Genomic DNA, 12,408 nt, shown 5'->3' with positions numbered 1-12,408 from the left:
TCGGCGCATCCATCGCTTTAAGTCTAAATGTCCGGAAAATAAAAAAGCGCCCCTATCATCCCAAAAAGGAATGACAGAGACGCTAAATTTGCGCGGTTCCACTCTGATTGAAGGCGAATGCCTTCCACTCTGGACGTTCTGTAACGGGAACGAAACGATAAGGCCTACTATACGTTCAGCTTTATGCTCAAAGGTGCATTTCAGTTTTGCCTAGGCTCAGACCACTTTCAGCCGGTGATGGTCCTCTCTTTGGAGCATGCGCCACTTACTTCTCCTTATCAACGCTTTCTCAATGTAAATACATTTTACAACGAACCAATAAATTGTCAATCATTTTCTACTTATTGTGCGAATTTTTCTACACGATCAATAGTTTTCTGTTTGCCAATTAAGCAAATCGCGTTAGGAAGTTCTGGACCATGCGTTTCACCTGTCGTTACGACGCGAATTGGCATAAATAGATTTTTACCTTTGTGACCTGTTTCTTTTTGAACAGCTTTAATAGCCGCTTTGACAGCATCAGGCGTAAATTCCTCTAAACCTTCAAGCTGTGCTTTAAATGCAGCCATTACCTCAGGTACCTGCTCACCTGCTAAAACTGCTTTTGCTTCTTCATCATATTCAATATGATCGTTAAAGAATAGGCGAGTTAGTTCTACAATTTCAGCACCGAAACTCATTTGATCATGATAAAGTGCGATTAAATCTGCAGCCCATGCACGTTCTTCTTCTGTTAACTCTTCTGGTAATAAACTAGCTTTTTGCAAGTGTGGTAAAGATAATGCCACTACTTCTTCTAAAGATAGCTTTTTAATATATTGGTTATTCATCCAAGTAAGCTTTTGTTTATCGAACATAGATGGTGATTTTGAAAGACGCTTTTCATCAAACATTTTAATAAATTCTTCTTTTGAGAAAATCTCTTCTTCCCCTTCAGGAGACCAGCCAAGTAATGCGAAGAAGTTGAACATTGCTTCAGGTAGGTAGCCTAAATCTTTATATTGCGTTACGAATTGAATAATTGATTCATCACGTTTTGATAATTTTTTACGGTTTTCATTAATGATTAATGTCATATGACCAAAGCGTGGATATTCCCAACCGAATGCATCAAAAATCATCATTTGTTTTGGTGTATTCGATAAATGCTCTTCACCACGGAATACATGAGAGATTTCCATAAAGTGGTCATCCAACACAACTGCATAGTTATACGTCGGGATACCATTCGCTTTAACAAGTACCCAGTCACCAATATCTTTTGACTCAAATGTAACTTGTCCACGTACTAAATCCTCAAATTCATATGTTACATTTTCAGGTACACGCATACGAATTGTGTATGTTTCACCAGCAGCTTCTTTAGCCGCAACTTCCTCCGCTGATAAATGACGGCAAGTACCATCATAAGTTGGAGCTGCAACACCTCGTGCTTTTTGCTCTTCACGAGATGCTTCTAATTTCTCTGAAGAACAGAAGCATTTATAAGCTAAACCTTGCTCTAAAAGCTTTTCAGCGTGCTCTTTATAAATATCGAGACGCTCCATTTGACGATAAGGTGCATATGGTCCACCAATATCGATTGACTCATCATATTCGATACCTAACCATTTTAAGTTATCAAGCTGAGATGCTTCTCCGCCCTCTACATTACGTTCAATATCCGTATCTTCAATACGTACGATGAATTTACCATTATGATGTTTTGCATATAAATAATTGAATAACGCTGTACGCGCTCCACCGATATGTAAGAAACCAGTAGGGGATGGCGCGTAACGAACACGAACTTCTTTCGCCATTATTAAAAGCCTCCTAAATTTTCGTTCAAAAAATTGACTTTGTTCATTTTACCACTCTGTTACAGGAAATAAAAGCGTTGAGAGCCTGCTTTTACTTCTTCATCAATAGGATTGTCGCCATCGCAGCAATCCCCTCCTCGCGACCTGTAAAACCTAAACGCTCAGTTGTTGTTGCTTTAACATTCACTTGAGAAGGCTCTGCATGAAGCAATTCTGCAATACGATTTTGCATTTGTTGAATATACGGCGCCATTTTCGGACGTTGTGCCATAATCGTACAATCCACATTACCTAGAACATAGCCCTTATCCTCAACAATCTTCCAAATATGCTCTAATAATTTCGCTGAATCAGCATCCTTAAACGCTGGATCTGTATCTGGGAAATGACGACCGATATCTCCCTCACCAATAGCCCCTAACGCTGCATCTGTTACAGTGTGTAATAAAACATCTGCGTCTGAATGCCCTACTAATCCTTTTTCATGAGGAATTGTTATACCACCAATAATTAAAGGACGCCCTTCTTCAAATGCATGCACGTCAAATCCTTGTCCCACTCGAAACATATGATTTTGAGACTATCTAATAAGATAAATAAAATAATAAAATCCACAAACTGAAACTTATTTACTTCAGAAAGTAAGCAGATTTAAAAAGCTTCTACTCAGCTTATAAGGCAGTCTCATTCACCTTCCTTCACTTTTATATTTACTCTATATTATACCCTCACATTTTAACATATTTCCTAGGAAATTGAGTCTGTAGTGAACAGTACTGTGAATTAACATCAAAAGATAGAAAAATGTAAAATCTCATCAGCAAATTATAATGCTGATGAGATTTTTAGTTTGTTATTATAATTTTTTCAAAGCACGTTTACGCAATATCGCTTCACCGAAAATTAAATCCTCTTGCGTCGTCATTTTTACATTCTCGTAGCTGCTTTCTACAATATGCACCTCATGACCGAGACGTTCAACAAGCATTGCTTCATCGGTACCAAGGAAGCCTACCTTCTCAGCGACATCCTCCGCCTCCACAATCAAATCAAATTGAAATGCTTGTGGTGTTTGAATCATCCATAAACTTTCTCGATCAATAGTCTCTTCAATAACACCATCACGTACTTTTTTCATCGTATCCTTCGCACGAACTCCTGCAATCGCAGCGCCAAGGTCATGCGCACTTTGTACAAGATTCGCAATAATATCATGCGTAATAAATGGACGCGCAGCATCATGCACAAGCACAATATCAACCTGCTTCATTTCTTTCATGCACGAATGGACGGAATGCTGTCGTTCTGCACCACCATCAGGTAAACCTTTAACTTTAGTAATTCCATACCTCACTAGCATTTCCTGAATAAATACACGCTCTTCCGGCTTCACTGCAAGCCAAATACCTGTACAGTGGCTATCCTGTTCAAATACCTCCAGTGTGTGTATGAGGATCGGTTTTTCTAAAAGATCTAAAAACAACTTATTTTGTCCTGCACCCATTCGCTTTCCGCTTCCCGCAGCAGGCAACACTACTTCATATTGCACATTTCCCACTTCCTAGTCATCCTTTGGTTTAGCAAATATCATACGACCTGCTGATGTTTGAAGAACACTTGTTACGGTTACTGTAATAGCCTGTCCTATATAGCTACGTCCACCTTCAACAACGATCATTGTGCCATCATCTAAATAAGCAACCCCTTGATTATGCTCTTTGCCATCTTTAATGACCATCACTTGCATATCCTCACCTGGAATAACGACAGGCTTTACTGCATTTGCTAAATCATTGATATTCAGCACTTTAACGTTGTGGAGCTCACAAACTTTGTTTAGGTTAAAGTCGTTCGTAACAATTTGTGTATCGTGGCCCCTTTTCTTTGCAAGGCGCACTAGTTTTAAGTCAACCTCTTGAACATCTTCAAAGTCCTCTTCCGTAATCTGTACCTTCGTCATACGTTCATCTTGTAATTTCTTCAAAATATCTAAGCCTCGACGACCTCTTGTACGCTTTAAAGTATCCGAAGAGTCAGCAATGTGCTGGAGCTCAGTAAGGACAAATTGGGGTACAACTAGTGTACCTTCTATAAAGCCTGTTTCAGAAATATCTGCAATACGACCATCAATAATAACACTAGTATCTAACAGTTTATAGCTGCCTCGTACTTCTTGAGGCTCTACGCCTTCCGTTAATTTTTTCTTCGTATTATTACCACGTAACGTAAATAGTTGGATTAATTCATCTCGCTTTTTAAAGCCTACACGGAACCCTAAATAGCCAAGTACAAATGACAGTATAATTGGTAAAACCTTTGTAATAATCGGTAAATCGATACTATCAATTGCAAAGCCTAAGAAATAAGCAACGATGAGCCCGATAATAAGTCCAAGTGTACCAAATAATAAATCCCCAATAGGTACTTTAAATAACACCTCTTCCATCCAGCTAATGAGCCTTACAAAATAATCTGAAAAGGCAAACGATAATGTAAACAGTAAAAGTGCTCCTAAAGCTACTGATACGTAGGGATTATCAAGCCAAGGATTAGATGATAAATGAAGCAATTCGTATAATGGCGGTAAGAAAACAAGGCCTAATGCTCCTCCAATCAGTAAAAAAGCAATTTGAACAAATTTTTTCATAAACTGTCACCTCCCATTTTTAATATATAATTATACATAGTTTACTGTAGAAAATCCTTTATGAACCCATCCAGTATCATTAAAATCTCTGCTTTTGATCGATCATTTCGATTCTAATGAAGGAGGAAAATCAATTACTGAAATTCTTTACACTAAAAATTCTAAATTTCTCCTTTGACATCCGCCAGGCATTACATAAGCCTTTTCACAGACGTTATTTTAGACGCCGTTTCCCCTCTTAGAGTTTCCTACCATCTATCTACGAATTACAAAAGCTTGCAAATCAATTATGCCTCGGCATAATTGTGTCCGGAATCGGCTTTGTGCATGCACAAAGAACTCCTCGCCGATTTCCGTGACATCCGCCGGAGGCTTTAGGCCGACACGATGTCGGTCACTCAGGCGTTTTCACAGGATGTGAAGGTCTTAGCCTGAGTTCCTTTATTTCAGCGGGTGTTTGTACACCCGCTGAAATAAATTAAAAGTGCATGTCAGAACATTGTCCAACATGCACAAGCTTTTTTATAGCTCTCTAAAGCAAGCATTCAATGCATCCTTTATTGTTTCCACACCAACTATCTCAATACCTTGTGGAAAATCCCATCCACCGATATTCGAAGCCGGTATGAAGGCCCGTTTAAATCCGAGCTTTGCTGCCTCAATCACACGTTGTTCAATACGAGATACACGACGCACTTCGCCTGTCAAACCTACTTCCCCAATAAAGCAATCCGTTCCTCTGACAGCTTGATCCTTAAAACTCGAAACAATGCTTGTCAACACAGCTAAATCAATTGCAGGCTCATCAAGCTTCACACCGCCAGCAACTTTAATATATGCATCCTGAGCCTGTAGCATGAGGCCCATTCTTTTTTCAAGGACTGCCATAAGTAGTTGCACACGGTTTTGATCAACACCTGTTGCCATTCGTTTCGGATAATTAAAGCTTGTTGGTGTAACAAGTGACTGAATTTCAACTAGAATTGGCCGTGTACCTTCCATTGAGGCTACGATTGTTGACCCTGCTGCCCCCTGTGAACGCTCCTGTAAAAACAACTCAGAAGGGTTTAACACTTCCTTTAAGCCCCCCTGAAGCATTTCAAAGATAGCAATTTCATTCGTAGAGCCAAAACGGTTTTTTTGGCTGCGTAAAATACGGTGATTATGATGTCGTTCCCCTTCAAAATACAATACCGTATCAACCATATGCTCCAAAATACGTGGCCCTGCAATTTGTCCTTCTTTTGTTACATGTCCGACTAAAAAAATTGCAATTCCCTTTGTTTTTGCAATTCGCATAAGTTCCGCTGTACATTCACGCACTTGTGATACACTACCAGGTGCACTCGTTACCTCCGGATGAAAAACAGTTTGAATAGAATCGACAATAACAAACTTTGGCTTTACATCTTCAATGGTCTGATTTAAAAACTCTAAATTCGTCTCAGAATATATATAAAGCTCTTGCGATACTACCCCTAAACGTTCTGCACGTAGCTTTGTTTGACGGATGGATTCCTCACCAGAAATATAGAGCACACGATGCCCTTTATTCGAAAGCAACGCAGATACTTGTAATAACAACGTCGACTTCCCAATCCCAGGATCTCCCCCAATCAACACGAGAGAACCTGGCACGATGCCTCCACCTAACACTCGGTTAAGCTCACCCATTTCTGTTGCAACTCGTGATTCTTCAGCAGTTTCAATCTGCATAATAGGGAGAGCCTTTTGGGTAACTGTAGCAGAGTGTTGGAATGCCCCACGTGGCCCTTTCGCTACGACCTCCACCTCTTCAACCATCTTATTCCATTCTCCACATCCTGGACATCTTCCCATCCATTTTGCAGATTCATAGCCACAGCTTGAGCATACAAATTTTGTTTTTTTCTTTGCCAAATTGCATCCACCTCGAATATTTGTTCTTATATTTATTATTGTACATAAAAAAAGACAGCTTGGCACTTAAAGCCTTGCTGTCCTTTTCAAATAAACATTTAACGGGCAGAAATTCATCTGAAGACTAATAATTCGTGGGGGATGAAGAGGCCCCCACTGGAGAAGATTATTTAGAAGTAGAAACTTCTTCTTTTTTCTTCACAACAAACTCATCATTTACGTAATCAATGATAACTTGATTGCCCTTCTCTACATTGCCTTTCAGCAGTTCTTCCGATAAACGGTCTTCTACTTGTTTTTGCAATGAACGACGCAGTGGACGAGCACCATATTGAGGGTCGTAGCCTTCCTCTGCAATTTTCTCGAGAGCCGAATCCGTTAACTCTAACGAGATGTCTTGCTCTTTCAGACGTTTTGTTAAAGCATTCGCCATCATCGCTACGATTTCTTTTAAATGTTCTTTTTCTAGTGAGTGGAAGACGATCATTTCGTCGATACGGTTTAAGAACTCTGGGCGGAATGCTTTTTTCAATTCCTCGAGCATTGTACCCTTCATATCTTTATACTTCGTATCAGTACCACCTACATTGAAGCCAAGGTTTTTCTGATATTTTAAAGCATCTGCACCAACGTTTGATGTCATAATAACAACTGTGTTGCGGAAATCTACCACTCGACCTTTAGAATCTGTTAAACGGCCATCTTCAAGTACTTGAAGTAAAATATTGAAAACATCTGGATGAGCCTTCTCAATTTCATCTAGTAATACTACTGAATACGGTTTACGACGAACCTTTTCTGTTAGTTGACCGCCATCATCAAAACCTACATAGCCTGGAGGTGAACCAACTAAACGTGAAGTCGAATGTTTTTCCATGTACTCAGACATATCAACGCGAATCATTGCGTCCTCATCGCCAAACATAACCTCAGCTAGTGCTCTAGCAAGCTCTGTTTTACCAACCCCAGTAGGGCCTAAGAAAATAAATGAGCCAATTGGTCGTTTCGGATCTTTCAAACCAGCTCTTGCACGACGAATTGCACGAGAAATTGCCTCTACTGCTTCTCCTTGACCTACAACTCGTTTGTGTAACTCTTCTTCAAGCTGTAATAACTTAGAAGATTCTTCTGAAGCAATTTTTGATACTGGAATTCCAGTCCACATAGATACTACCGCTGCTACATCATCCACTGTAACTTTTGACTCGGCTTTACCCTGTTCTTCCTTCCAATTTTTTCTCGTAGTTTCAATTTCATCTTTTAGCTTTTGCTCCGTATCTCTTAATGACGCTGCCTTCTCAAACTCTTGACCTGAGACAGCTGCATTCTTTTCAGAGCGCACATTTTCAAGCTTATCTTCTAGTGCCTTTAAGTTTGGTGGCACTGCAAATGAACGTAAACGTACTTTAGAACCCGCTTCATCGATTAAGTCAATCGCCTTATCTGGTAAGAAACGATCAGAAATATATCGGTCACTCATTTTTGCAGCCGCTTCAATTGCTTCGTCTGTGATTTTCACACGGTGATGTGCTTCATAACGATCACGTAAGCCTTGAATAATTTGAATCGCTTCTTCTACAGTTGGCTCATCAACTTGAATTGGTTGGAAACGACGCTCCAATGCCGCATCCTTCTCAATATATTTGCGATACTCATCTAATGTCGTTGCACCAATACATTGAAGCTCGCCACGTGCTAAAGATGGTTTTAAAATATTTGATGCATCAATGGCACCTTCTGCACCACCTGCACCGATCAATGTATGCAATTCATCGATGAATAAAATAACATTACCCGCTTGGCGAATTTCATCCATTACTTTTTTCAAGCGGTCCTCAAATTCACCACGATATTTTGTTCCAGCAACAACTGTCCCCATATCAAGTGTCATAACACGTTTATCACGAAGAATTTCTGGCACTTCATTATTAATAATTTGCTGTGCTAAGCCTTCAGCAATGGCTGTTTTACCAACACCAGGTTCCCCGATTAATACAGGGTTATTTTTTGTACGACGTGACAGAACTTCAATAACACGTGTAATTTCTTTGCTTCGACCAATAACTGGATCTAAAGTGCCTTCACGAGCAATTTGCGTTAAATCACGCGCAAGGCTATCTAGTGTTGGTGTATTGGCAGCCTGTGCAGCTTGTTGACCAGATTGAGCATTATCGTTATTGCCTAATAACAATAGCACTTGCTGACGAGCCTTATTCAATCCGACACCAGCATTATTTAATACACGGGCTGCTATACCTTCACCTTCACGAATAAGCGCTAATAGTAAATGCTCTGTGCCGATATAGGAATGACCTAATTTACGTGATTCATCGACTGATAGTTCAATTACCTTTTTAGCTCGAGGTGTGTAGTGGACAATTGGGCCAACATCCTCTTTACCTTTCCCTACAAGCTCCTCAATACCTGATTCAATCATTTGAGGACTAATATCAATGGCTTCTAATGCTTTTGCAGCAATACCGCCACCTTCACGGATAAGCCCTAATAGAATATGCTCTGTTCCAATTGATTCGTGTTTCCAACGAATTGCTTCCTCTTGTGCAAGCTGTAATACTTTTTGCGCGCGTTGTGTAAAACGATTAAACATCAAATGAATCCTCTCCTTTTCCCCGAATAATAGGCTTACTCATATTTTCTCGAGATAGTGCCTCACGAAGCATTTCAGCTCGTACGCGATCTCGCTCCGTAGGTGGCAAAACGTCACCTGCGTAATTCTGTAAAAATCCAGGTTGCATACTTACTACACATTCGTTTAATTTAGTCGCTTTAATACCTTCAATTAACTGTAAATCTACTCCTAAACGAACATTAGATAGACAGGTAGCAGCTTCATCACTCGTTAAAATTCGAGCATGTGTTAATGTCCCTAAAGCACGGTATACACGGTCTTCTAAGGCAAGCTCTGCTTTTTCCATTAACTTACCTCTTGCATGCCGTTCTTTTTGAATTATTTTTTCAGCGACACTTTGGATATCCGCTAAAATATCATCCTCTGTTTTCCCTAGTGTAATCTGATTTGACACTTGGTAAACATTCCCTATATTTTCGCTACCCTCCCCATATATTCCTCTTACCGTCATGCCTAATCGTGTCATTGCATTAATGATTTGATTCATCTGACCCGTAAGTGTAAGGGCTGGCAGGTGCATCATGACGGATGCTCGTAAACCAGTACCAATATTTGTTGGACAACTTGTTAAATAACCAAATGTATCTCGAAATGCGTAAGGCAAAGCTTTCTCTAAGGTACGATCAATTTTATTGGCCTGCTCGTATGCCTTTTGAAGTTGAAAACTCGCTGTCATACATTGAATGCGTAAATGGTCTTCTTCGTTCACCATAATGCTAGTTGATTCGTCATCAGATAAGAGCATGGAGCCAACTCGCTCTTTTTTTGCAAGCTGAGGACTAATCAGGTGCTTTTCCACAAGTATTTGACGCTGTAAAGACGTTAAGTCCTTAATAGCAAAATATGAATAATTTTCTCGAAGTTCTGTACTATCCTTGATTGCATGTGTAACTGCCTGTTCCACCTGTAATGCTTCATCCTCTGTAAAGGCTAACGGAAAACGATAACCATCTAAATTTCGAGCAAGGCGGATGCGTGTACTTATGACAATATCTGAATAATCGTCCTCTACACTCATCCATATTGGTGTAGCACGTTCTAAAAACGACTCAATCATCACGACACATCACCACCTTCAAATTGTAGCTGCTTCTCAAGTTCCTTCGCTTCATCACGAAGCTTTGCTGCCTCTTCAAATTGTTCTTCATCTACAGCAGCCTTCATACGTTTACGAATGTCTTCGATTTGCTTTTTAATGACATAAACATTATTTCGAGCACCAGGCATTTTCCCTATATGTTGAGGACCAGCCTGTATACGGTTAAAGAGCTTCGGTAAGTGCTCGCTAAAGGTGTCGTAGCAGCTAGGGCATCCAAATTTACCTTCTTTTAAAAATTGTTTATACGTAAATCCACATTGTGGACATGTTTGCGGTTGTGGTGGTGCCTGCTGTTTTTCACCCACTTGTTGTTGCTGCCATGTTGGGGAGCCAAACCAATTGGATAATAGCTGTTGAATAGATATTGGCTCTTGCTTAAATTCAGCATGAAATGGATTGAACTGCGAGGCGCAGACGTCACAATAATGGTGCTCCACCTTTTGACCACTTTGAACTTGTGTTACGGTAACTGTCGCATTACGCTGCTTACAATGTTCGCATATCATTTCCATCACCTCTTTTATTTTTGCTGTTCATATTTAATCGTTGTTAGCATCGCTCTTAAAATTTTTGCTCGAATGTTATCCCGTAACGGGAGTTGCAAATCGATAGTTGAGCGATCAACTGCCGCTAACATTATTTTCGCTTCCCGCTTTGAAATTACCTGCTCATCAATTAGTCGATAAACTAAATCTTCTGCCATTATTTGCGATGCCCCACCTTCTATTTGCCTGAGGACATCGTCGATTAGATCAATTTGTGAATTCGCGCGGACACGTAAAATTCGAATGTATCCACCACCACCACGTTTGCTTTCAACAAGGTAACCTCGTTCGGCAGTAAATCTTGTATTAATTACATAATTTATTTGTGAGGGCACGCATTGAAATTTATCTGCGATTTCACTACGTTTTATTTCAATATGCCCTTCTCCACCTAATTCAAGTACTTGCTTTAAGTAGCCTTCTATGATGTCTGATATATTACGCATTTTAGGAATACACCTCGCTTACTTCACTGACTTTGACTATCTTTGACTTTCTTTGAGTATATTATACAAAACGCTTGAAAATAATTGCAATTAATTCGCACACAGAAAAATTAAAGTGTGCAGCCCTTAGCTATAAGATACCCTTTTCAGCAATAGAAAAAACGCAAGCATATGCAATTAGCATATACTTGCGTCTATAAAAATTATACCCATCGACCAACAATTGGATAACGCCAAGACTCATCAGATAGAGCCTTCACAATACCGATAATCGGCGCAATAAAATACATAATACCAAAAACAATCAAGAACGGTATACCAATAAGCAGGAAGCTTAAAATACCCGAAATTGTAAGTAATACCACCATGACAACTTGGAACAATAAGGCTTGCACAGAAATACTCTTTACCTCTTCATCCGAACTAATTAAGAAAAATATAATTGGTACTAACCATGGCGCAAAAAACGCACTTGCGTGTATGATTACCTTAGACCATTTTGTTTCCATTTATATCAACCCTTCCATTTAATTTTTTATTTTATGTACTACTATTTACGGACCTATCCCTTAAATAGTTTCAAATATAAGTTGCATTTTAAAATTTTTTTGAAAGGCATGTGATACTCGATGGAATTTAATAACAAACTTGCAAACGAATACGAAAAAGGTATTCGTCGCACGCTACCTAGCTATGATGCAATGCTACGTTTAACACAAACCTTTTACCAATCTGAGTTACATGAAAAAGCTGAATTTTTAGTAGTTGGTTCCGGGAGCGGCAATGAAATATTACAGCTCGCTGAGGAAAGACCTCATTGGTCATTTGTTGGCATAGATCCGTCAGAAGCGATGCTACAAATAGCCGGTGAACGTTTAAAATCCCTACCTAATAATATTTCTTTATATCAAGGAACTATACTGGATACTAAGCTACCTACAGCGAAGTTTGATGCAGCAAGCTGTGTATTAGTGCTTCACTTTATACAAGATGATCAAGAGAAGCTTGCAACATTAAAAGAAATAGCGAATAATTTAAAGCCTGGTGCCCCATTTGTCCTCGTCTCAAAATACGGGCGACCCGGTTCCTTAGAAACTGAGCTACAATTTAATTTATGGCGTGCTTATTGGCTACAGCATACAAAGCTAACACCATCAGACGTAGCGGAGATGGAGAAATCCATCCGTTCTCTTTCATTTATGCCTGAAGAGGACATTTTATCACTACTACAGCAGGCAGGCTTTACAAAACCATCTAGATTCTTTGCGACTACTTTATTTGGTGGTTGGATATGTTATAAAGAAAGTTTTTTGTGAAGAT

At 39.5% G+C, this 12,408-nt stretch carries 11 protein-coding genes and 1 other annotated feature; of the genes, 1 reads left to right on the top strand and 10 read right to left on the bottom strand.

Annotated features, from left to right (window positions below):
- Positions 1 to 72: 72 nt before the first annotated feature.
- Positions 73 to 291: a binding site (T-box leader), on the bottom strand.
- 50 nt (positions 292 to 341) lie between these two features.
- From gltX to ACZ11_RS00780, 10 genes are all read right to left on the bottom strand, one after another.
- Positions 342 to 1,802, bottom strand: coding sequence for a glutamate--tRNA ligase (gltX, locus tag ACZ11_RS00825; protein ID WP_049662785.1), 1,461 nt, complete (start codon positions 1,800 to 1,802; stop codon positions 342 to 344).
- A gap of 91 nt (positions 1,803 to 1,893) precedes the next feature.
- Positions 1,894 to 2,370 carry a 2-C-methyl-D-erythritol 2,4-cyclodiphosphate synthase gene (ispF, locus tag ACZ11_RS00820; RefSeq protein WP_049662783.1) on the bottom strand — a complete coding sequence of 159 codons (477 nt, stop codon included), beginning with the start codon at positions 2,368 to 2,370 and terminating at the stop codon, positions 1,894 to 1,896.
- Positions 2,371 to 2,658: 288 nt separating this feature from the next.
- Positions 2,659 to 3,351, bottom strand: a complete 693-nt coding sequence (gene ispD / locus ACZ11_RS00815; protein WP_049662782.1) for a 2-C-methyl-D-erythritol 4-phosphate cytidylyltransferase — start codon at positions 3,349 to 3,351, stop codon at positions 2,659 to 2,661.
- Between the two features lie 12 nt (positions 3,352 to 3,363).
- A complete protein-coding gene (locus tag ACZ11_RS00810; RefSeq protein WP_049662780.1) occupies positions 3,364 to 4,449 on the bottom strand; it encodes a PIN/TRAM domain-containing protein in 1,086 nt (361 codons plus the stop codon).
- A gap of 522 nt (positions 4,450 to 4,971) precedes the next feature.
- A complete protein-coding gene (gene radA / locus ACZ11_RS00805; protein WP_049662779.1) occupies positions 4,972 to 6,348 on the bottom strand; it encodes a DNA repair protein RadA in 1,377 nt (458 codons plus the stop codon).
- Positions 6,349 to 6,514: 166 nt separating this feature from the next.
- The gene (locus tag ACZ11_RS00800) at positions 6,515 to 8,959 is read right to left on the bottom strand and encodes an ATP-dependent Clp protease ATP-binding subunit (RefSeq protein WP_049662777.1); all 2,445 of its coding nucleotides are present in this window, start codon (positions 8,957 to 8,959) and stop codon (positions 6,515 to 6,517) included.
- A complete protein-coding gene (locus ACZ11_RS00795; RefSeq protein WP_049662775.1) occupies positions 8,949 to 10,058 on the bottom strand; it encodes a protein arginine kinase in 1,110 nt (369 codons plus the stop codon). The genes ACZ11_RS00800 and ACZ11_RS00795 overlap by 11 nt, the downstream gene beginning before the upstream one ends.
- On the bottom strand, positions 10,055 to 10,603 hold the full coding sequence (locus ACZ11_RS00790) for a UvrB/UvrC motif-containing protein (protein WP_049662774.1): 549 nt from the start codon (positions 10,601 to 10,603) through the stop codon (positions 10,055 to 10,057). Before ACZ11_RS00790 ends, ACZ11_RS00795 begins: the two co-directional genes overlap by 4 nt.
- Before the next feature lie 14 nt (positions 10,604 to 10,617).
- Positions 10,618 to 11,088 (bottom strand): CtsR family transcriptional regulator, encoded by a 471-nt coding sequence (locus ACZ11_RS00785; protein ID WP_049662772.1) that lies wholly within the window; start codon positions 11,086 to 11,088, stop codon positions 10,618 to 10,620.
- Positions 11,089 to 11,291: 203 nt separating this feature from the next.
- On the bottom strand, positions 11,292 to 11,597 hold the full coding sequence (locus tag ACZ11_RS00780) for a DUF4870 domain-containing protein (protein WP_049662771.1): 306 nt from the start codon (positions 11,595 to 11,597) through the stop codon (positions 11,292 to 11,294).
- 120 nt (positions 11,598 to 11,717) lie between these two features.
- Here ACZ11_RS00780 and ACZ11_RS00775 point away from each other — a divergent pair, with 120 nt between their 5' ends.
- On the top strand, positions 11,718 to 12,404 hold the full coding sequence (locus tag ACZ11_RS00775) for a class I SAM-dependent methyltransferase (RefSeq protein WP_049662769.1): 687 nt from the start codon (positions 11,718 to 11,720) through the stop codon (positions 12,402 to 12,404).
- Positions 12,405 to 12,408: the final 4 nt, after the last annotated feature.

The organism is Lysinibacillus xylanilyticus (assembly GCF_001183605.1).
GTDB classification, from domain to species: Bacteria; Bacillota; Bacilli; order Bacillales_A; family Planococcaceae; genus Lysinibacillus; species Lysinibacillus xylanilyticus.
The sequence above is the reverse complement of the archived record's forward strand: the minus strand, read 5'-3'. Positions and strand labels throughout refer to the sequence as shown.